Raw genomic sequence first — 20010 nt, forward strand, 5'->3', positions numbered from 1 at the left:
CGCAGGACAGGGTGTGGTCGAGTTCTTCGAGGGGTTCGCGCAGCAGGTCGTCGAAGGTGAGCAACTGCGGCCGGTCCACCAGGCCGTGGATGCGCAGTGTCCAATCGCGCGGGTCGATCCGGGGCAGGGTGAGGGCGGTGTCGACCCGGTAGAAGTCGCCGTTCGGGGTGGTGAACGGGGACAGGCCCGCGACGTTCGGGCGCACGGCCGGGGGCGGCGGGGGGAGCGGACGGGCGGGCGGCGGGACGCGGACGGCCGCCGTGTCGTACGGGGGCTGCGCCAGCAGGCGTCCGGCCAGGCCCGCGGTGGCGCCCGCCGTGAAGGTGCCCGCGGTCGCGGCCAGCGCGGTGCGGCGGGTGACGGTGCGCCGGGTGCCGGTGCGGCGGCCCGGCAGGTGCCGGGTGACGACGCGTCCGGGCGGTGCGGCCGTCAGCGGGTCGACGGGGGGAGCAGCGGGCGGGTCAACTGCGGCGGCGTGCAGCAGGCGGGCCAGGGCGGCGGCCGCGAGCGCGCCCACCGCGCCGGCCAGCAGCGAGGGGCCGCAGTCGGCCGCGGCCGCGACCGGCCGGGACAGCGCCGCCCACCCGCCCAGCAGTCCGAACGCGCCGAACACGGCCGCGCCCGCGACCGGCCGGCGGAGCGTCAGCACCCCCGCCGCCAGGGCCAGCAGCGCGGTGGTCAGCAGGACGCCCGCCAGCAGCACCGCCTTGTCGTGCGTGCCGAACTCCCGTACCGCGTACTCCTTCAGGGCGGTCGGGGCCAGGTCGACGGCCGCCGCGCCCACCGCCACCACCGGCGAGGTCGCGGGCCCGGTCGCCAGCGCGGCCGACTCGCCCGCGCCCAGCGCCGCGACGGCGGCGGCCAGGCCGAGAGCGGCGCCGGTGACCGGGCCGGGGCGGCGCCGGGGGTTCTCGTTGTCCACATCCGGCATTCGGCGGGCGGTGGGGCCCGGATTGGTGCGAGTCGGGGAAGAGCCGGGGAAGAGCCGGGGAAGCGGCCGCGGTGAAGTGGTTCGGCGGCGCGGGCAATCCGGACGGGCGACCGTGACGAACAGGGGTGCAGTCGTGTTGTCGAGTCGTCGCGGCCGGGAGTTCCGGCCGCCGCAGGGGAGGCCCAGGTGCCCGTGGTGCAGCGCAGGAACGTCCAAGGCGGGGTGACCGGATGAGCCACCTGGTCTCACTCGCCCCGCCGCGCCGGCCCGGGCCGGACCTGCGGGAGCTGCTCTCCCGCGTGGTGCGCGGCGACCAGGACGCGTTCGCCACGCTCTACGACGCCGTCGCCGGGCCGGTGTTCGGCCTGGTGCGGCGGGTGCTCCGGGATCCGGCGCAGTCGGAGGAGGTCACCCAGGAGGTGCTGCTGGAGGTGTGGCGCACCGCGGCCCGCTACCGGGCCGAGCGCGGCGAGGTGCTGCCCTGGGTGCTGACCATCGCGCACCGGCGCGCCGTCGACCGGGTGCGCTCCGCGCAGGCCGCCGCCGACCGCGACCGGCGGGTCGCCACCGCGAACCACGGCGGCACCCCGTACGACGAGGTCGCCGAACAGGTCGAGGGACGATTGGAGCGGGAGCAGGTGCGGCGCTGCCTGAAGACGCTGACGGAACTCCAGCGCGAGTCACTGACGCTCGCCTACTACCGCGGCTACAGCTACCCCGAGGTCGCCGAGGTGCTCGGCGCCCCCCTCGGCACCGTCAAGACCCGGATGCGCGACGGCCTGATCCGGATGCGCGACTGCCTGGGGGTGGGCGCGTGAACACCCTCGACCCGCACACCCTCACCGGTGCCTACGCCACCCACGCGCTCGGCCCCGACGAACACCGCGACTTCGAACGCCACCTCGACCACTGCCCGTCCTGCGCCCAGGAGACCGCCGAGTTCGCCGCCACCCTGGCCCGGCTCGGCGCCGCCGAGGCGGTCACCCCGCCCGAAGCGCTCAAGGGCCGGGTGCTGGCCGCGCTGCCCGGCGTCCGGCAGGAAGCCCCGCCGGTCGCCCGGACCGCCCCGGCCCGCGGCCGACTCGCCCGCCACGCGACGAAGTTCGCCCTCGCGGCCTGCCTCGCCCTCGCCCTCGGCGCCGGCGCGGTCGCCGTCCAGCAGCACCACGAGGCCGAGCTGGCCCGCGACCGCGCCACCACGCTGGCCCGCCAGCAGCAGACCGTCACCGCCCTGCTCACCGCACCCGACGCCCGCACCGCGACCGCCACCACCCCCGGCGGCGGCACCGGCACCGTCGTCTGGTCCGGCAGCCGCGGCCAGGCCGGCTTCCTCGCCGCCGGCCTCCCCGCCCCGGGCCCCGACCGCACCTACCAGCTCTGGTACGACGACGCGGGCACCATGCGCCCCGCCGGCCTGCTGCCCACCGGCAGCGGCACCCTGCTGCTCACCGGCGCGCTCGACGGCGCGGCGGGCGTGGGCGTCACGCTCGAACCGGCCGGCGGGTCGGCGCACCCGAGCGGGGCGCCGGTGCTGCTGCTGCCGTTCAGCTGAGGCGGCGGGAGCCGGTCGTCGGTCGTCGGTCGTCGGTCTGCGGCCGTGGCCGGCGCCGCCCGGCTTCCCGCGCCGGCCGCTCCGGGGCGGTCGTGGACGTGTGTCGGCCGGGTCAGGCGAAGGAGAAGCGCGCGGCCGCTTCGGCGGGCGTGGTCGCCTGGCGGCGCCCGGGGACGTCGTGGACGGCCGCCGCGCCCTCGGAGCGGAGCCGGTCGGGGCTCGCGTCCCGGGCCATCACCGCGGCGTAGGCGCGGACGTCCGCCGGGGTCAGGTCGGTGCGGCCCCGCTCGGTGTACTGCCGGAGGAGGTCGGTGAGGCCCGGGTCGAACCGCAGCACGGTCACCGGGGCGTCGAAGCGCCCGGCGAGGGCGATCAGCCGTTCGCGCGCCTGCGCGGTGACGTTCGTCGACTCGGCGACCGCGCACTTCCCGGCGGCCAGCCGGGCGGCGATCCTGCGGTCGCGCTCCTCGAAGACCCGTGCGTCCGCCGCGTCGGATTCCGCCTCCGCGGGTGACGAGGTGCCGAAGAGTTCCGCCCGGATCGCGTCGCTGGACACCACGGCCGCCGCGTCGATCCGGCGGCCCGCGACCAGGGCCCGGACGAAGCTGGTCTTCCCCGAGGCCGGGGGACCGACCAGGACGACGAGCCCGGTCGGCACCCGGATGGTCGGCGGCTGCGGCGGGTTGTTCGGCACGGTCCCATTCTGTCGGGTGGCGGCGGCCGGCCGGGAGACCCGGGGCGGGGCCTCGCCGGTCGGGCCCCCGGTCAGCGGCCGGGGCCGCGGCGCGGCGGCAGCGGCAGGAACGGGTTGGTGCGGGCCAGGTACTCGGACCAGCCGGGGCGGTCGGTGGTGGCCAGGTGGCGTTCCAGCATGGGCTTGCCGCTGCCGAAGGCGAGCAGGTAGGTCATCAGCAGCGGGCTGCCGACGAAGGCCCAGCCGATCGGGTGGTCGGCGACCAGCAGGAACAGGCCCCACCAGACGCAGGCGTCGCCGAAGTAGTTGGGGTGGCGGGTCCAGCGCCACAGGCCGCGGTCCATCACCCGGCCCCGGTGGGCCGGATCGGCCTTGAACCGGGCGAGTTGGGCGTCGCCGACGGCCTCGAAGAACAGGCCGACCGCCCACAGCGCGGTGCCCGCCCAGGCGGTGGCGCCGGGCGGGTCGGGCAGGTACTGGGCGGCCAGCACGGGGAGCGCGACGAACCAGACCAGGGCGGCCTGCAGCAGGTAGACGGTCCGCAGCGCGTACCGGGTGCGGGCCGGGCCGGCGGGGGCCTTGGCGAGCATCCGGGCGTACCGGGCGTCCTCGGGCAGGCCGCGGGCCCGCCACCACAGGTGGGCGGCCAGCCGCAGCCCCCAGACCGCGACCAGGACGGTGGCCAGCGCCCGGCGGCCCCCGTCGCCGTACCCGGCGGACAGCCCGCAGCCGGTCAGCGCGACGGCGGTGAACGCCAGGCCCCAGGCCACGTCCACGCCGCGGTGCCGGCCGGTGCGCACCCCGACCGCGAACGCGGCCAGCATGACGAGCAGCGCCACGCCCGCGGCGCAGGCCGCGCCGACGCCGAACGCGGCGGCGTTCACCGCAGGCCGTCCCGGCTCAGCAGCACCTGGTGGACGTTCAGGTAGCCGGAGCGGAACCCGGCCTCCGAGTAGGCGAGGTACAGCTCCCACATCCGCCGGAACACCTCGTCGAAGCCCAGCGCCGCGACCGGCCCGGCCTCGGCCGTGAACCGCTCCCGCCACAGCCGCAGGGTCTCCGCGTAGTGCGGCCCGTACGCGTCCGCGCTGTCCATCCGCAGCCGGGTGTGCGCGGCGGCGGTGTCGGCGATCGCCCGCAGCGAGGGGATCTGGCCGCCGGGGAACACGTACTTGAGGATCCAGGTGTACGTGCCGCTGCTGGCCAGCATCCGGTCGTGCGGCATGGTGATGGCCTGCAGGGCGACCCGGCCGCCGGGGGCGAGCAGCCCGTCCAGGGCGGTGAAGTAGGCGGGCCAGAACGGGCGGCCGACCGCCTCGATCATCTCGCAGCTGACGATCGCGTCGTACGAGCCCCGGGCCTGCCGGTAGTCGCACAGCCGGACGTCGACCCGCTCGGACTGCCCCGCGTCGGCGATCCGGCGGCGGGCCAGCACGAGCTGCTCGGCGGAGAGGGTCAGGGTGGTCACCCGGGCGCCGCGGGCGGCGGCCCGCAGGGCGAGTTCGCCCCAGCCGGTGCCGATCTCCAGCAGCCGGGTGCCGGGGCCGACCCGGGCCAGGTCGAGCAGCCGGTCGATCTTGCGGTGCTGGGCGGGCACCAGGTCGGCCCAGCGGGTGGCGGGGGACGGGTCGGAGAACACCGCCGAGGAGTACGACAGGGTCGGGTCGAGGAACAGCGCGAACAGCTCGTTCGACAGGTCGTAGTGCCGGTGGACGTTGTGCTGCGCGTTGTCCGCGGTGGACAGTTCCGCCGCCGGGGGCCGCCGCACGTACAGCCGGCGCAGCAGGCCGGAGCCGGGCGGCACCAGGGTCTCCGGGCGGGCGGCCAGCACGGTCAGCAGCCGGGCCAGGTCGGGGCTGTCCCAGTCGCCCGCCTGGTAGGACTCGCCGAAGCCGATCAGCCCGCCCGCGCCCACCCGGTGCAGGAACGCCTCCGGGCGGTGCAGTCGCAGCACCGGCGCGCCGGGCGGGGCGGGCAACAGCGGCCGTCCGCCCGGGAGTTCGACCCGCAGGCCGCGCCGGGCCGCCGCCCGGCGCAGCAGCCGTCCGGCCGCCGCGGCCCGCAGCGGGGCGTGCGGCACCCGGGCGACGTCCGGCCAGCGCGCCGGGTCGACGGCGGACGGGAGCGGGGCGGTGGTGACGGTCATGCGGGCGGGGCCTCTCCGGTGCGGGGACGGGGACGGGGACGGGTGTCGGGGCGGCCGACCGGACGGGTGCCGGGCCGACCGGTGGGCCGACCGGCGGGCGGGCCGGTGGGCCGGGGGTGGACGGGCAGGCCGCGCAGCCACAGGCGGATGCCCTGGGTCCGGATCCGCAAACTGACCGCGAAGGTCGCGAACGGGTGCCGGACGACGGCCCGCAGCAGCGCGGCCGGGCCGGCCGGGCGGCCGGTGCCGGTCACGGTGGCGGTGAACGCCCGCCCGCCGGGCAGCTCCAGCCGGACGGCCAGGTGCAGGCGGGCGGTCCCGGCTCCGGTTTCGGTTCCGGCTCCGGCGCGGTCCGGGGCCGGACGCGGGTGCGGATCCGGTTCGGGGAGCAGCAGGTCGTAGTGGCCGTCGAGCGGCAGGAACGGCGAGACGTAGAACTCCTTCGGGCTCCGCGCCCGCCCGGCGGCGTCCGCCCGCAGCAGGTAGCGGTGCCGCCCGCCGTACGTGTTGTGCACCTCGGCGACGGTGCACAGCGGCGCGCCCGCCGCGTCCCGGCACCAGTACACCGTCAGCGGGTTGAACACGTGCCCGAGCGAGCGGGCCTGGGTGAGCATCAGCACCCGGCCGCCGCCCAGCTCCAGGCCGTGCGCGGCGAGGTGGCGCTCCAGGTCGCGCCGGATACCGCCGGGGCCGCCGCCGGGGCTGCCGTCGAGGGTGTGGTCGCGGGGCAGGAAGCGGGCCAACGGGCGCAGCGGCCACGGCAGTTCGGGCAGCCGGTCGAGATCGACCAGCCACAGGTAGCCGCGGTGCCGGAAGACCCGGCGGGGTTCGGCCCGGACGTGTGTGGTGCGGGTCTCGTACAGCACCGCGCCCCACCGGCCGGGCAGTGCGGCGGGTGCGGCGTCCGGCGCGTGCGAGGGGTCGTTCAGGCTCACGGGGCGACCGCCGCCAGCAGTCGGTGGGCGGCGGCCAGGCCGGAGCGGCAGCCGTCCTCGTGGAACCCCCAGCCGTGGTACGCCCCGGCGAACGCGGTGCGGCCGGTGGCCAGTTCGGGCAGCCGCCGCTGGGCGGCGACCGTGCGGGCGGTGTAGATCGGGTGCTCGTAGACGGTGCGGGAGACCACCAGCGGCTCGGGGACGGGGGAGTGGCCGTCCTCGTTCAGGGTGACCAGGTAGTCCTCGGCGCCGCCCAGCCGCAGCAGCCGGTTCAGGTGGTAGCTGACCCGGACCCGGTCGGAGGGCGCGTCGCAGTCGGGCATCCGGTAGTTCCAGGACGCGCGGGCCCAGGCGGACCGGGGCAGCAGCGAGGCGTCCCGGTGCAGCACCGTCGGGTTGCGGGAGTAGGCGAAGGCGCCCAGCACCTCCTGCTCGGCCCGGGTCGGGTCGGCCAGCAGCCGCAGCGCCTGGTCGGCGTGGACGGCGACCACCACCGCGTCCGCCGTCGCGGACCGCCCGTCCTCGGTGCTCACCGTGACGCCGTCCGGGTGCCGCCGCACCGCGCGCACCGGCGCGGACCGGTGCACGGTGCCGGAGTGCGCGGCCAGGTGGGCGGCGATCCGCTCCACGTACGCGGCCGAGCCGCCGACCACGGTGCGCCAGGTCGGCGAGCCGGTGACGCTCAGCAGGCCGTGGTTGGACAGGAACGCGAACAGGTAGCGGGCCGGGTAGTCGCCGGCCAGGTCGGGCGCGCAGGACCAGACCGCGGACACCACCGGCGTCATGAAGTGCTGCGTGAAGTACGCCGAGAAGCCGTGCCCCGCCAGGAACTCGCGCAGGCTCGGCTCGTGCTGCTCCGGCCCGCTCTGCCCGCTCTGCCCTCGGACGTCCGGCCCCCGGCCGCCCTGTTCCGGGTCGGCGAGCAGGGCGCGGGCCAGCCGGTGGAAGCGCGGCACCTCGCCGAGCATCCGCAGGTACCGGCCGCGGGCCAGGTTGCCCGGCGTGGCCAGCAGCCCGGAGGGGCCGCGGGCGCCCGCGTACTCCAGGCCGCAGCCCGCGCAGGACACCGACATGCTCATGTCGCTCTCCTGTGTCCGCACCCCCAACTCGCCGAACAGGCGCACCAGTTCCGGGTAGGTGCGGGTGTTGTGCACCAGGAAACCGGTGTCCAGGGCCAGCTCCCGGCCGTCCGCGGCGGTGGTCCGCTGGGTGTGCGCGTGCCCGCCCAGGCGACCGTCCGCCTCGAACAGCTCCACCGCCACCCCGGCCCGCGCCAACGCGTACGCCGCGCTCAGCCCCGCCACCCCCGCGCCCACCACGGCCACCCGCCGCACCGGCGGCCGGCGGCGCGGCGCCGGGGGGACGGACCCCCCGGCGGAAACGGTGCCGAGTGTCGTCACGTCGATCCTCCCCTGCTCGCGGACCGCCCGCGGCGGCCCTCACACCCCGCATTCGGCGCCGCCCCCCGCCCGGATTGCTCCGAACGGGCCACCCGGCCCGGCCCCGGTCAGAGCCGGTCCAGCACCTCGGGCAGTCGCTGCTCCACCGCGTCGGCCAACCGCTCGAACTCCCGCCGCAACAACGGCTCCGCCAGCCGCGCCAGCCCGTGGAACCGCAACCGGGCCCGGTAGCGCAGCACGGCCCCGGCCCCGTCCCGGTCCGGATCCGCCAGGATCTCGTCGGTGGCCGTCACCGTCCGGTTCCGCCCGACGAACACCAACCGGTCCGACTCCCGGGCCACCAGCTGGTACACCAACTCGCTGCGCCGCCCCCGGAACACCGACACGTTCCGCCACCGCGCCCCCACCACCGGCCCGCCCGCCCCCAACCGGACGCACTCCACCGTCCCCGGATCCCACTCGACGGCGTGCCCGAAGTCCGCCAGGTACTCCAGCACCCCGCCCGCCGGGCACACCGTCCGCATCTCCCGCACCACCTCGATCACCGGACCTCCTCGCTCAGGGGACGACCAGGTGATTCGGAGCCGGACGGTGAACGGATGGGGCGGAGGCTCGGGTTGCCGGGCCGAGGGCGATCGGCGATGGCCGGCGGTGTCGCCGAGGCGGGCGGGGGACGGGCGGCGAGGGGCGGGGTCGGTGGGTCGGGGCCCGGCTGCCGGGGGCACGGGGCGGCGGCATTGCTGCGCTGCGCTGTGCCCGGGACGGGTGGGGACGGGCAGTGGGCGGTGGGTCGGGGCGTTCTCGGCGGGGGCCTGCGGTCGGCGGTGTCGCCGAGCCGTGCCCGAGCCGGACGGCGTCGGCGGGCGGGGGCTCGGGGTGCTGGGCCGAGTGCGGTGAACGGGACGGAGGTTGCTGCGGGACCGGTCGGTTGTCGGTGGGGCCTGCGATCGGCGGTGTCGCCGAGCCGTGCCCGAGGCGGGCGGGCGGTGAGGGGTGGGGTCGGTGGGTCGGGGCCCGGCTGCCCGGGGCACGGGGCGGCGGCATTGCTGCGCTGTGCCCGGGACGGGTGGGGGACGGGCAGTGGGCGGTGGGTCGGGGCGTGAGTGGGTGGGCCGGTCGGTTCCAGGCGGGGGCCTGCGCGGCCGGCGGTGTCGCCGGGCCCTGCCCGAGCCGGGCGGGGGCTCGGGTCGGCGGGGTCGTGGTCAGCGGGTGACGGCTCGGGTGGCCAGGTCGAGGGCGGCGGTGAGGGAGCGCGGGACGGCGGAGGCCGCGGCGGGGCCGGTGGGGCCCCAGCCGGGGCCCGCGGTCAGGACCACCGAGCCCGTCCGGGCGCCGCGCTGGCCCCAGGCGGCTTCGGCGACCAGGCGGACCAGCCGGTGCTCCGCCGTCTGCGGGGTCTGGGACCAGAGCAGCACGGCGGACGGTCCGATCCGCCGCTGGGCGTCCAGCAGTGCCCGGGCGGGGACGGCGGCGCCCAGCATCCGCAGCGGCAGGCCGCGTTCGGCCGCGCCCGCCGCGACCGCCTCCAGGGGCAGGCTGTGCTGCTCCCCGGGCATCGCCGCGAGCAGCACCGGCGGGCCCGGCAGGACCGGGACGGTCGGGTGCAGCGCCGTCGAGCGCAGCACGGCCGACACCTGCCAGGACAGCAGGTGCTCCACCTCGACGTACTGCTCGCCGTCCGCCGCCCACCGGCGACCGGCGGCCCGCAGCGCCGGGGCCATCACCTCCGTCCAGGCGCGCACCGTCCCCAGGGACCGCACCGCCTCGCCGAGGACGCGGGCGACCTCCGGCGCGTCCAGCCGCAGGGCCGCGCGGGTCAGTCCGCGGCCGGCCGACCGCTCCCCGTCCGGGAGGAAGGGCGGGAGCGGGTCCGCAGGCGGGAGGGGGTCCGCGGGCGGGGACGGGTCCGGGCGGTCGGGGCCGGCCAGGGCGATCCGGGCGGCCTCGCCCGGGGGGAGGCCGCGGGAGGTCAGCCGGCACATCGTCTCCAGCACCGCGACGTCCCCGGCGTGCCAGCGGCGGTGGCGGCCGGGCTCCTGGTCGGCCGGGCCGATGCCGTAGCGGCGCTCCCAGGAGCGCACCGTGGTCGGCGACACGCCGAACAGCCGCGCGACCGCGCCGGTCGGCAGTCCCGGGTCGGTGGTGCCGGGCGTCCGCATCTGGGGCCTCCGGGGACGGGCGGGCAGTACGCCGCGAGTGTGCGGCCCGGCGGCCGTCGCTGTCCTCCCGCAGCGTTCGTGCAGCGTTACGGAGGAGCCGCCGGACGGTCCCGAAGCGCTGCACCAGCGTTGCGGGAGGACGCCCGCCCGGTCGACGGCGAAACCTTTCCGGCAGGAGGGGCAACCGCGGAGGGCCCGGCCCGCCGCAGCGAGAGGAGAACCGCCATGGAACGCCACGACCCGTCCACCGCCGACCGCCGACTGTCCCGGACCCACCGCCTCGGGGCCGGCCTGTGCGCCCTGGTGCTGCTGGCCTTCGGCGCCCTCGGCCTCGCCGACGGCCTGCCCTACTTCGGGACGCGCGGCGAACGCGTCGCCGGGCTCTCCAGCAACGGCCTGCTCAGCACCGTCTCGATCGTCACCGCCGTCGTGCTGCTCGCCGCGGCCCTGATCGGCGGGCGCACCGCCTCCACCGTCACCATCGCGGTCGGGACGCTGTTCGTGCTCAGCGGGTTCGTCAACCTCGCGCTGCTGGACTCCCCGGCCAACCTGCTCGCCTTCCGCGTCCCGAACGTCCTGTTCAGCTTCGTGGCGGGCCTGCTGATCGCCACCTGCGGCATGTACGGCCGGGTCAGCGGCGGACTCCCGCACGACAACCCGTACTGGCTCCGCCGCCACCCCGGGACCGCGCCCGCCACCCGGTCCGCCACCGCGCTGCCCGTCGGGTCCGCCGACCGGCGGACCGCACTGCCCGGCAACCCCGGCTGACGCCCGGAGAGGTGGCGGACCCCGATGGACACCCGACTCACCGCCCGGGAACGCGTCCTGCTCGCGGAGATCGAACACCACCTGCGCCGGGCCGACCCCCGCCTGGACCGGCGGTTGCGCCGCCGGCCCGGGCGGGCCGTCCGGCTCGCCGCCCGTCCGGGCCCGCTGGTCGTCGCCGTCGCCCTGCTGGCCGTCCTGACGGCCGCCGGAGCACTGTGGGCCGGGGCGGGCGGGCCGCAGCCGCTCGCCGCCGCGCTGCTCGCCGCCGGGGCCGCACTGCTGGGCGGGCTCGCGCTGCGGCGGCTGGCCGGGCTGCGCCTCCGCTGACGGCGGGCCGTCCCCCGAGCCGTCCCCCGGGTTGTCCCCGAGCCGTCCCCGGGCCGTCCTCCCGGGCGGCCGGAGCGCCGTTGCACCCTGCGGTGGAACCGGGCGGACCGGCCGTGACCCCGGCGGGGGTCGGAAGTTGGAACGGGCGTGACAGAGCCTGCACATACCAGCCCGCTGCCCGTGGTCCGCCTCCAGTGGACGCAGCTGCAACCCCTGCTGGCCGCCCTCTCGGAGGCCGGAGTGCCGCTCCGGCCCGGGGACCTGGACCAGTTGCAGCACGCCGCCGCGATCGGACCGGAGTTCGCCCACGCCCTGGCCCGGTGGATCCGCGCCGCGCACAGCACCGCCGAGCCCGCCCGCGCCCCGGCCGGGATCCGCACGCTGGCCCCGCGCCCCGAACGCCCCGCCCTCGGCGCCCCCGCACCCGCCGCGGCCCAGGACCGGCACGCCTCCTGAACCCCCGCCGGGCCCGGCCCCGCCCGGCCCGTCGGGCCACCCGAACGTTCCGGCCGCGTAACCGTCGCGGCCCGTGACCCGTTGGACGGAACATGCCCGTGATCAACGAACCGCGCCGCCCGCAGGGCGGGCACCCGGTGTCGGCGCCCCCGCGCGTCCCCGACCCCGCCGATCCGCACGGCCGCCCGCCCGCCCCGCCGGGACGGCCGTCCGGCCCCCAGGGACGGCCCGCCGACCCGCCGTCGCTCGGGCACCAGGCCGCCGCCCAACTGCTCGGCCTGCGCGAGGTCGTCCTCCCCGCCGCCGTGGTCGCCGCCGCCGACCTGCTGCTCGGCGACGCCCTCGGCAGCGACGACCCCGTCACCCGGGAGGCCGCCGCCGCCACCCGCGGACGGCTGCGCGCCGCCCTCGGCCTGGGGTGACCCGGCCCGCCCGCCACCGCCACCGCCACCGCCTTCCGGCACCCCCGCCCGCACCCCGTCACTGAAGCCGCCGCCGGACCGTCCGGGACGACCCGGCCGGGCTGACGTGCTGAAGGGCTGCCGGGCGGTCGGTGCGCGCTCGGTGGGCGGTGGCGCGCGGTGGTGCGGTCGGTGACCGGGCCGGCGCCACCCGCGCCGAGGCCCCCGGATGGTGACGCACGGTGATTGACGTGGTGCCAGTTCCTGTACATCCAAGTGGCACCTGCTCGTGCCCTGCCGGGACGAGGAGGCGGTGATCGGCGACACCCTGGTCTACCTGCGCCGCTCCTGCCCCGAGGCGCACGTCTGGGTGATCGACGACGCCCGCCCGGCCCCCGACGGCGGCTGGCGCAGCCTGCTGCTGTACGCGGCGATCGGCCAGTTCGTCGTCCGGGGCCCGATCTACCGCCGCAAGTGGGAACCGGGCACCGGCTTCTGGCGCTCCGTCGCCTGGGGCCTGACCTACCCCGCCTACCTGCTCTCCCGGTACGTCGTCTCCTGGCGCGCCGTCGGCCGGATGACCAGCGGGCGCAACGGCTGGGCCAAGACCCGCCGCAACGCCGAGACCGCGGCCGGACCGGTCGCCAAGGAGGCCTGAGCCACCGGGCGGCACCGGCCGGCACCGGGCGGTGTCGGCCGACGGGCGGTGCCGCCCGAAGCGCTGACTGTGGCGTGCGCATGGGTAGTTGGGATTTTGCGCGATCCGATCCGGGCATTGCGGATTCATGTCAACGGGATTACGTTCGCTGCTGTCCCGCCGCTCCCCGCCCCACGCGCCCGCGCCTCCGCGGAGCGCGCCCCGCGCACGCCCAGGAAGGGACCCGATGAGACCGCCCGCCGCCCCGCGCCGCGCCCGCACCGCCCTGCTCGCCACCACCGCGCTGCTCGCCACCGCCCTCGCCGGCGCCACGGCCGCCGCCACTACGGCCGCCGCCGCCGACAGCGCGGGCGCCACCCTCCCGTTCGTCCAGTTCGAGGCCGAGGCGGGCACCCCGACCGGCGGCGCCGTCGTCGTCGCGCTGGCCGCCGCGCCCACCACCCGGTACTCCAGCGCCGCGCTGGAAGCCTCCGGCCACGCGTACGTGCACCTGGCGGCCACCGGGCAGGGGGTGCGCTGGACGAACACCACCGGCGGGCCGGTCAGCGCGATCAACCTGCGCGAGAGCATCCCGGACTCCGCGGCCGGCGGCGGCAGCACCGCCACCCTGAACCTGTACGTGGACGGGGCGTTCCGGCAGGCGCTGAACCTCAACTCCCGGCAGAGCTGGTTCTACGAGGGCGGCGACGGCCACTACAACGGCAGCGACCAGAACCCCGCCGACGGCGACCCGCGCGACTTCTTCGACGAGGCGCACGCCTTCGTCACCGGCGCCCCGATCGCCCCCGGCAGCACCGTCGAACTGCGCAAGGACGCCGCCAACACCGCCGCGTACTACGACATCGACGTGCTGGACGCGGAGAACCCGCCGCCGCCCGCCGCCCGGCCCGCCGGGTCGCTGTCGATCACCGACTGCGGCGCCGTCGCGAGCAGCACCCCGACCAACGGCTCGGCCGCGCCCGACGCCGTCGACTCCACCGCCGCCATCCAGACCTGCATCGACCAGGCGCAGGCCCAGCAGCGCACCCTGTGGATCCCGCCGGGCACCTTCTACCTGCGCGGCACCACCGGCCTGACCGCCAGGGGCATCACCATCGTCGGCGCCGGCCAGTGGTACTCGACGATCTACCGGGACGTCCCGCTGCCCAACAGCACGCCGCTGGCCGCCCTGTTCAACCTCACCTCCACCCACGTCCAGGGCTTCCACCTGGACTCCGACTCCACCAGCCGGGAGACGGTCGACGGCGGCGGCGGGGCGATGGACACCACCGGTGACGGCTGGAGCGCCGACGGCATCTGGAGCCAGCACGTCGAGTCCGGCTACTGGGCGTCCGGCACCCGCGGCAGCGTCCGCAACGCCCGGGTCACCGCGGTCTGGGCCGACGGCATCAACGTCAACAACGTCTCGCTCGGCAACTCGGTCGGCAGCGACATCACCGCCACGAACAACTTCGTCCGCGGCACCGGCGACGACGGCATGGCCGTCAACTCGGTGAACTACAACACCGACGGCAACGGCAACCGGACGTACTACACGCCGATGGCCCGGATCACCATGACCCGCAACACGGTCGTCGCGCCCTGGGGCGGCAAGGGCATCGGCGTCTACGGCGGCAGCGGCCACCTGATCGAGCACAACCTGATCTCCGACACCGCCCGCTACATCGGCCTCGGCGCGGGCCGGTTCGGCGTCAACGGCAGCGACCTGCTCGGCGCCACCCTGAACGCCAACACCGTGGTCCGCTCCGGCGGCAACGGCTACGACCAGGGCCAGCCCGCGCTGCACGTCGGCAACGGCGGCGACGGCCAGAACACCGGCACCGTCGACCGGGTCACCGTCACCGACAACACTGTGCTGAACCCGCTGTACGACGGCGTCGGCCTGTCCGCCTCCACCAACACCGTGCTGCGCGACAACACCGTCACCTCCCCCGGCCGCAACGGCTTCGTGGTCGCCCCGCCGTTCTACCCCGCGCCCACCGGCTCGGCCACCCTCACCGACAACACCGTCACCGGCCTGAGCGCCCCCGGCGCCACCGCCTACCGCAACAACTCGCCCGCCTTCGCCGTCACCGCGAGCGGCAACAGCTGGGGCGGCGGCGGTGCCGAACCCGAAGCCCCGTACGGCGGTTCGCCCGCCGCGGTGCCCGGCACCGTGCAGGCCGAGGACTACGACACCGGCGGCCCCGGCACCGGCTACTTCGTCAACACCGTCAACGGCACCGCCAACGGCTACCGGGCCGACGGCGTCGACCTGGAGGCGATCACCGACACCGGCGGCGGCTACGGCCTCGGCTGGACCTCCGGCGGCCAGTGGCAGCGCTACACCGTCGACGTCGCCACCGCCGGGACGTACACCCTCACCCTCCGGTACGCCGCGCCCGCCGCCGTCACCGGCGCCCTGCACCTGGCGGACGCCACCGGCACGAACCTCACCGGCGCCGTCGGCCTGCCCGCCACCGGCGACTGGCAGACCTGGGCCGACGCCACCGCCCGGCTCACCCTGCCCGCCGGACGCCAGGTGCTCACCCTGGTCCAGGACACCGGCGGCTGGAACCTCAACAGCCTCCGCTTCCAAGGCACTTCCGCCCCGCCCGCCACCGACCTGGCGGCCGGCCGGCCCACCGCCGAGTCCTCGCACACCGACGTGTACGGCTCCGGCAACCTCACCGACGGCAACCGCGCCAGCTACTGGGAGAGCGCCAACAACGCCCACCCGCAGTGGGCCCAGGTCGACCTCGGCACCACCCGCACGCTCTCCCGCGCCGTGCTGCGGCTGCCCGCCGGCTGGGGCGCCCGCACCCAGACCCTCACCCTGCTCGGCTCCACCGACGGCACCGCCTTCACCCCGCTGAAGGCGTCCGCCCCCTACCTCTTCGACCCGGCCGCCGACAACACCGTCACCGTCGCCTTCCCCGCCGCCCAGGCCCGCTACGTCCGGGTCCAGGTCATCGCCAACACCGGCTGGCCCGCCGGGCAGCTCTCCGAACTCCAGCTCTGGCAGCAGTAGTTCCCCCCGCCCCGCGCCGGTGGTCCGGACCCCCGAGCAGGGGTCCGGACCACCGGTGCGGAGCGTCGCGGGCCTCAGCCGGAGAGGATCCGGGCCTTCTGCGCCGCCAGTTCGTCGTCGGTGAGGACGCCCTGCTCCTTGAGCGCCGCCAACTGCTGGAGCTGCTCCAGCTTCTGGTCCATGGTCGGGGCGGCGGGCGCGGTGGCCGGAGGCGGTGCGACGGGTGCGGGGGCGGGTGCTTCGGGCGGGGGTGCGTACCGGGTGTCGCCCTGCTGGGCCCAGCGGCCGGCTTGGCGGCGGGACACCCGGTTCGAGACGGCGGTGGCGGTCCCGGCGACGACGGCGGTACGGGCCACTCCGCGGAGCAGTCCAGGCATGTGCGTCCTCCCTCGGAGGCGGTCGGTGGGTCCGGCCCGTCCGGTGGCGCGGGCCGGGGGCGGTCAGCGGGTCGAGCCGAGCGCCTCGATGGTGTCGAGGACCTCGACGACGTCCTGCAGCGGCACGCGCCCGCCGGCGACCATCCGGGCGTCGGCCCGGCGCAGCGCGGCGGCCAGCGGCGCCGCCCACCGGTTCTCGTACAGCAGGACGGCGGCGCTGTCGCCCGGCTCCAGCAGCGCACTGGCCTCGTCGAGGTCGGTGTCGCCGAGCAGGCCGGAGGACGCGCCCTCGAAGACGGCGAGGTCGAGGCGGCCGTCGCCGTCCAGGTCGGCGATCTGGACCACCGAGACCGTTCCGTCCTCGTCCTTGCGCAGGAACGTGAGGTCCAGGACGCGGATGATCGCGCGGTCGACCAGGTCGACGAGGAGCGGCAGCCCCTCGCCGGTCAGTCGGCTGCCCGGGAAGGAGATCACCAGGTAGTCGATCGGACCGAGCTCTTCCGACTCTTCCGGGGCGTGGGACAGGTCGTTCACGTCAGCTCCAAGAGGGCGTCGCCCGGCCGCCGGTACCGCGACCGGGGGCCGGTGCCCGGAACGTCCCCGGCCTCGGCCCGGTCCCACGCTAACCCGGACGGCCGGTCGCCGCCCGGCGGTGCTCCCCGCGCTCCCGGGCCGGGGAGGACGCAGGATGGGGAGGGAGTCCGCTGTCCCCGTGCGACCGGGAGGGTTGCCGTGAAAGACCTGGAGTTCACGCAGAAGCGCGCACTGTCACGCGCCGAGGCCGCCGACCAGCTGGAGGCGCTGGCCGCCGCGATCCGGCGGGGCGGCCAGGCGGAGCTGGCCCTCGGGCCCGGCAGGCTGACCCTGCGCATCCCCGAGGAGCTCCACACCGAGATCGAGGTCGAGCTGGACGGCGACGAGGTCGAGCTGGAGATCGAGATGTCCTGGCGCACGACGGCGGCGGAGCGCTCCGAGGACCCCGGGGACTGACACCCCCGCCCCGCCCGGCCCCGCCCCCAATCACCCCCGGTCGAGCACGCGACCGGGGGTGACGGCTGTTCAGTTGCGCTCCCGCTCAAGGCGGTTAGGCTCGTCCGTCATGTCTGCGACCTCCCTGGACGACCTCCTGCACCCGCCGACCACCCCCTACGACCGAGGGTTCCTCGACACCGGCGACGGCAACCGCGTCTACTACGAGCAGCTCGGCAACCCCGACGGCAAGCCCGCCCTGTACGTGCACGGCGGCCCCGGCGCGGGCACGCCGGACCGGCCGACCCGGGCCTGGGACCCGGCGCGCTACCGGGTGGTCCGCTACGACCAGCGCAACTGCGGGCGCAGCACCCCGCACGCCAGTGACCCGGCCGCGGACCTGGCGCTGAACACCACGCAGCACCTGGTCGACGACATGGAGCGGCTGCGCGCGCACCTGGGCATCGAACGCTGGCTGCTGGACGGCGCCTCCTGGGGCTGCACGCTGATCCTGGCCTACGCGCAGCAGCACCCGGAACGGGTCAGCGAGATCGTCCTCCAGGCGGTCACCACCACCCGCCGGGCCGAGACCGACTGGCTCTACCACCGGGTGTCGGCCTTCAAGCCCGAGGCGTGGGACCGCTTCCGGGCCGCCGTCCCCGAGCACGCCTGGGACGGCGACGTGTACGCCCTGCTGGCCGCCTACGCGCGCCGGATGGAGCACCCGGACCGGGCGGTGCGGGCGGCCGCCGCCGACGCCTGGCTGGCCTGGGAGGACGCGGTGGTCTCGGACGAGCCGAACGGCGTCCCCGGGATGTACAGCGCCCGGGAGGCGGACGCCCGGATCGCCTTCGTCCGGATCTGCGCGCACTTCTTCAGCCGCGGCGCCTGGCTGGCGGAGGACCAACTGCTGCGCGGGGCACACAGGTTGGCGGGCATCCCGGGCGTGCTGGTGCACGGCCGGTACGACATGGGCTCCCCGGTGCAGACCGCGTGGGAGCTGGCGAAGGCGTGGCCGGACGCCCGGCTGCACGTCTTCGACGACTCCGGGCACGTCGGCGGCGAGGCGATGCGGCGGACGGTGTTCGAGGCCCTGGAGGAGTTCAAGCACCGCTGAGCCGCCCGGTGCCGGCCGGTGCCGCCCGCCGCGGGCGGCACCGGCCCGGGCGGTCACTTCTGCCAGCCGACCGAGGTGATCACGATGCTGGCCAGGCTGCCGGCGCCGTAGTTGGCCAGGCCCTTGCGGACGGCGACGATGCTGGGGCGCTGGTAGAGCTCCACGGTGTGGCCGAGTTCCCAGATCCTCGCGTCCGCCTGGTTGTACAGCTCGGCGGCCTGCGCCGGGTCGAGGGTGGCGGCGGCCTTGCGCAGCAGGGTGTCGATCTCGGGGGTGCTGAGCTTCGAGTAGTTGCCGAACACGTTGTCGCCCTGCGGGGCGCGGTAGATCGCCACCGTCTGGGAGAGCGGGAAGGAGTCGGTGTTGCGCCAGCTGGCCAGGTCGAACTTCCCCTGGTTGACGTACTTGGTGAAGTACTCCTTGCTGGGCACCTTGTCGACGGTCAGCTTGACGCCGACCTGCTGGAGCATGTTCTGCACGGCGGTGGCCAGGTCGGTCTGCGCCTGGTTGGAGGCGTCGTTCAGCACGTAGTGCAGCTCCAGCGGCTGCCCGTCCTTGCTGCGGGTGCCGCCCGCGTCCTTCCACCCGGCCTCGTCCAGCCACTTCTTCGCGGTGGCCGGGTCGTAGGAGGCCCAGTCGCCGGAGTTGTCGCGGTAGCCGTTCTGGTTGGTCATGAACAGGTGGTTGCCGAGCGGCTTGAACTCCACCGGGACGCCCTTGTTGGCGATCTTGATCAGCGAGGCGCGGTCCAGCGCCCGGCCGAGCGCCTGGCGGACTCTCTGGTCGGCGAGCGCGCCGTTGCCGCCGAAGGAGATGTGCACCTCGTCCCAGGGGGTGCCGGTGCGGATCGCGGTGTCGGGGGCGTCCTTGAGCTGGCCGTACGCGGCGGCGGTGCCGGCCGTGGCGAGGTCGGTCTCGTTGTTCAGGAACGCCTGGGTGATCGCGGCGGCGTCCAGCACCCGGTAGGTGATCCGGTCCAGCTTGGGCTTCGGGCCCCACCAGCGCGGGTTGGGCGTCAGGGTGATGGTCTGCGCGGTCTTGTCGGCGTTCGCGACCACGAACGGGCCGCCGAAGACCGGGGTCTTCTCCACCCAGCCCTCGTTGAAGTCCTGCGGGGTGGAGAGCCCGGAGGCGGGCAGCAGCGGGTTGAACAGGTTCTGCCAGTCGGCGTACGGCTCGGCGAAGGTGATCTTGACCTCGCTCGGGTCCGCGCCCTGCTCGACGGCGGAGATCTGCTCGTAGCCGGAGGGGTCGGCGATGTTGTAGGCCGGGTCCTTGCCGTTGGAGGACTTCCAGACCGCCGCGAAGTCGCGGTAGCCGATCGGGGTGCCGTCCGACCAGACCGCCTTCGGGTTGAGCTTGTACGTCACCACCTGCGGCGAGGTGGAGGTGACCTCGGCGGAGACCAGGTACGAGGGGTCGGGGTGGAAGACGCCCTTGGCGTCGACCCGGAAGAGCTTGGCCTCGGTGTAGTACATGATCTCCACCGCGTCCCCGTACCGGCCGTCGACCTGGTACGGGTTCCACTGGGTGATCCACTGCTGGAGCGGGAGGCGCAGCTCGCCGCCGTCCTTGACGTTCTCCGGCGGCTGCGGGTTGTTGTCCTCGGCGTCCACGGTGGGGGAGACGGTCTTGGCCACGTCACCGCCGGAGCCGCCCGCCGAGCTGCAGGCGGTCGCGGTGAGGAGGACGGCGAGGGCCGCGGCGGCGGCGCGGCCGGTCCGGCGGGCGGCGGGCGGTGTGCGCATCGGGGGAGTCCTCGGATTTCGAAGAGTCGGGGGCCGCCGGGTGTGGCGGCACTTGATGGTGGGCAGCCAAGTCGGTGCCGGCGGGCCGAACGTAACAGCCCGTCAGCCGACCCACCAGGGGGCCGTGCGCAGAACTGATCGAAGCGAAACCCGGCGCAACACCGCCGCAACACGCCGTCCGTACCCGTCTGGTCAGCTGTGACCAGCGGGTTCACCGGACCGGACGGACCCGCCGACCCGGCGGGCCTGGACGGACCGCCCGGCGTGGCGTACAACTGCTGCGCGAAAGTGCGTCAAAACCCGTACTAGCGAAGGCAAATGACCATGTTCCAGAGGTGTGCGAACCACACCGGGGGCAGGCC

General features: G+C 76.1%; 21 protein-coding genes. 10 read left to right on the top strand and 11 right to left on the bottom strand.

Going from position 1 to position 20010, the window contains the following annotated elements:
• The coding region (locus tag ABD345_RS04260) for a molybdopterin-dependent oxidoreductase (RefSeq protein ID WP_344550376.1) at positions 1-922 on the bottom strand (922 nt) is incomplete at its 3' end.
• Between the two features lie 239 nt (positions 923-1161).
• On the opposite strand from ABD345_RS04260, the gene ABD345_RS04265 reads away from it, so the two are divergent.
• Together ABD345_RS04265 and ABD345_RS04270 are read left to right on the top strand one after the other, a co-directional pair.
• Positions 1162-1749, top strand: a complete 588-nt coding sequence (locus ABD345_RS04265; RefSeq protein ID WP_344550377.1) for a sigma-70 family RNA polymerase sigma factor — start codon at positions 1162-1164, stop codon at positions 1747-1749.
• Complete coding sequence (locus ABD345_RS04270) at positions 1746-2483, top strand: anti-sigma factor (protein WP_344550378.1); 738 nt, start codon at positions 1746-1748, stop codon at positions 2481-2483. The genes ABD345_RS04265 and ABD345_RS04270 overlap by 4 nt, the downstream gene beginning before the upstream one ends.
• 112 nt (positions 2484-2595) lie before the next feature.
• Here the strand turns inward: ABD345_RS04270 and ABD345_RS04275 are convergent, their stop codons facing one another.
• From ABD345_RS04275 to ABD345_RS04305, 7 genes are all read right to left on the bottom strand, one after another.
• On the bottom strand, positions 2596-3177 hold the full coding sequence (locus ABD345_RS04275; protein ID WP_344550379.1) for an AAA family ATPase: 582 nt from the start codon (positions 3175-3177) through the stop codon (positions 2596-2598).
• Between the two features lie 71 nt (positions 3178-3248).
• Positions 3249-4001, bottom strand: coding sequence for a DUF1295 domain-containing protein (locus ABD345_RS04280; protein ID WP_344550566.1), 753 nt, complete (start codon positions 3999-4001; stop codon positions 3249-3251).
• A 56-nt stretch (positions 4002-4057) separates the two neighbouring features.
• Entirely contained in the window at positions 4058-5323 is a 1266-nt protein-coding gene (locus tag ABD345_RS04285) for a class I SAM-dependent methyltransferase (RefSeq protein WP_344550380.1), read from the bottom strand.
• Positions 5320-6210, bottom strand: coding sequence for a DUF1365 domain-containing protein (locus ABD345_RS04290; protein ID WP_425556769.1), 891 nt, complete (start codon positions 6208-6210; stop codon positions 5320-5322). The genes ABD345_RS04285 and ABD345_RS04290 overlap by 4 nt, the downstream gene beginning before the upstream one ends.
• Before the next feature lie 44 nt (positions 6211-6254).
• On the bottom strand, positions 6255-7583 hold the full coding sequence (locus ABD345_RS04295) for an NAD(P)/FAD-dependent oxidoreductase (RefSeq protein ID WP_344550381.1): 1329 nt from the start codon (positions 7581-7583) through the stop codon (positions 6255-6257).
• Positions 7584-7765: 182 nt separating this feature from the next.
• The gene (locus tag ABD345_RS04300) at positions 7766-8203 is read right to left on the bottom strand and encodes an SRPBCC family protein (RefSeq protein WP_344550382.1); all 438 of its coding nucleotides are present in this window, start codon (positions 8201-8203) and stop codon (positions 7766-7768) included.
• A 657-nt stretch (positions 8204-8860) separates the two neighbouring features.
• Positions 8861-9817 carry a MerR family transcriptional regulator gene (locus tag ABD345_RS04305; protein WP_344550383.1) on the bottom strand — a complete coding sequence of 319 codons (957 nt, stop codon included), beginning with the start codon at positions 9815-9817 and terminating at the stop codon, positions 8861-8863.
• Between the two features lie 225 nt (positions 9818-10042).
• On the opposite strand from ABD345_RS04305, the gene ABD345_RS04310 reads away from it, so the two are divergent.
• The 6 genes from ABD345_RS04310 to ABD345_RS04335 all read left to right on the top strand — a co-directional run bounded on the left by ABD345_RS04310 (position 10043) and on the right by ABD345_RS04335 (position 15437).
• The gene (locus ABD345_RS04310; RefSeq protein ID WP_344550384.1) at positions 10043-10585 is read left to right on the top strand and encodes a DUF4383 domain-containing protein; all 543 of its coding nucleotides are present in this window, start codon (positions 10043-10045) and stop codon (positions 10583-10585) included.
• 24 nt (positions 10586-10609) lie between these two features.
• Positions 10610-10912, top strand: coding sequence for a DUF3040 domain-containing protein (locus ABD345_RS04315; RefSeq protein WP_344550385.1), 303 nt, complete (start codon positions 10610-10612; stop codon positions 10910-10912).
• Between the two features lie 147 nt (positions 10913-11059).
• A complete protein-coding gene (locus ABD345_RS04320; RefSeq protein ID WP_344550386.1) occupies positions 11060-11368 on the top strand; it encodes a hypothetical protein in 309 nt (102 codons plus the stop codon).
• 98 nt (positions 11369-11466) lie between these two features.
• The gene (locus ABD345_RS04325; RefSeq protein ID WP_344550387.1) at positions 11467-11790 is read left to right on the top strand and encodes a hypothetical protein; all 324 of its coding nucleotides are present in this window, start codon (positions 11467-11469) and stop codon (positions 11788-11790) included.
• A 268-nt stretch (positions 11791-12058) separates the two neighbouring features.
• Positions 12059-12427 carry a hypothetical protein gene (locus ABD345_RS04330; protein WP_344550388.1) on the top strand — a complete coding sequence of 123 codons (369 nt, stop codon included), beginning with the start codon at positions 12059-12061 and terminating at the stop codon, positions 12425-12427.
• Between the two features lie 226 nt (positions 12428-12653).
• Complete coding sequence (locus tag ABD345_RS04335) at positions 12654-15437, top strand: discoidin domain-containing protein (protein ID WP_344550389.1); 2784 nt, start codon at positions 12654-12656, stop codon at positions 15435-15437.
• A 74-nt stretch (positions 15438-15511) separates the two neighbouring features.
• Here the strand turns inward: ABD345_RS04335 and ABD345_RS04340 are convergent, their stop codons facing one another.
• Both ABD345_RS04340 and ABD345_RS04345 read right to left on the bottom strand, forming a co-directional pair.
• On the bottom strand, positions 15512-15814 hold the full coding sequence (locus ABD345_RS04340) for an SHOCT domain-containing protein (protein ID WP_344550390.1): 303 nt from the start codon (positions 15812-15814) through the stop codon (positions 15512-15514).
• A gap of 63 nt (positions 15815-15877) precedes the next feature.
• Entirely contained in the window at positions 15878-16348 is a 471-nt protein-coding gene (locus ABD345_RS04345) for a DUF6325 family protein (protein ID WP_380271927.1), read from the bottom strand.
• Positions 16349-16546: 198 nt separating this feature from the next.
• Here ABD345_RS04345 and ABD345_RS04350 point away from each other — a divergent pair, with 198 nt between their 5' ends.
• Positions 16547-16804: an amphi-Trp domain-containing protein gene (locus ABD345_RS04350; RefSeq protein ID WP_344550391.1), complete on the top strand. Its 258-nt coding sequence runs from the start codon at positions 16547-16549 to the stop codon at positions 16802-16804.
• A gap of 109 nt (positions 16805-16913) precedes the next feature.
• Positions 16914-17900: a prolyl aminopeptidase gene (gene pip / locus ABD345_RS04355; RefSeq protein ID WP_344550392.1), complete on the top strand. Its 987-nt coding sequence runs from the start codon at positions 16914-16916 to the stop codon at positions 17898-17900.
• 53 nt (positions 17901-17953) lie between these two features.
• Here pip and ABD345_RS04360 read toward each other — a convergent pair whose 3' ends face one another.
• The gene (locus ABD345_RS04360; RefSeq protein ID WP_344550393.1) at positions 17954-19648 is read right to left on the bottom strand and encodes an ABC transporter family substrate-binding protein; all 1695 of its coding nucleotides are present in this window, start codon (positions 19646-19648) and stop codon (positions 17954-17956) included.
• Positions 19649-20010 lie beyond the last annotated feature (362 nt).

Source organism: Kitasatospora saccharophila, assembly GCF_039529925.1.
In the GTDB taxonomy this organism is placed as follows: domain Bacteria; phylum Actinomycetota; class Actinomycetes; order Streptomycetales; family Streptomycetaceae; genus Kitasatospora; species Kitasatospora saccharophila.

Bases quoted from the DNA above. Each gene is read 5' to 3' on its own strand.
- ABD345_RS04265 (WP_344550377.1), top strand. From the start codon at position 1,162: ATGAGCCACCTGGTCTCACTCGCCCCGCCGCGCCGGCCCGGGCCGGAC.
- ABD345_RS04340 (WP_344550390.1), bottom strand. From the start codon at position 15,814: ATGCCTGGACTGCTCCGCGGAGTGGCCCGTACCGCCGTCGTCGCCGGG.
- ABD345_RS04310 (WP_344550384.1), top strand. From the start codon at position 10,043: ATGGAACGCCACGACCCGTCCACCGCCGACCGCCGACTGTCCCGGACC.
- ABD345_RS04335 (WP_344550389.1), top strand. From the start codon at position 12,654: ATGAGACCGCCCGCCGCCCCGCGCCGCGCCCGCACCGCCCTGCTCGCC.
- pip (WP_344550392.1), top strand. From the start codon at position 16,914: ATGTCTGCGACCTCCCTGGACGACCTCCTGCACCCGCCGACCACCCCC.
- ABD345_RS04315 (WP_344550385.1), top strand. From the start codon at position 10,610: ATGGACACCCGACTCACCGCCCGGGAACGCGTCCTGCTCGCGGAGATC.
- ABD345_RS04305 (WP_344550383.1), bottom strand. From the start codon at position 9,817: ATGCGGACGCCCGGCACCACCGACCCGGGACTGCCGACCGGCGCGGTC.
- ABD345_RS04360 (WP_344550393.1), bottom strand. From the start codon at position 19,648: ATGCGCACACCGCCCGCCGCCCGCCGGACCGGCCGCGCCGCCGCCGCG.
- ABD345_RS04280 (WP_344550566.1), bottom strand. From the start codon at position 4,001: ATGCTGGCCGCGTTCGCGGTCGGGGTGCGCACCGGCCGGCACCGCGGC.
- ABD345_RS04285 (WP_344550380.1), bottom strand. From the start codon at position 5,323: ATGACCGTCACCACCGCCCCGCTCCCGTCCGCCGTCGACCCGGCGCGC.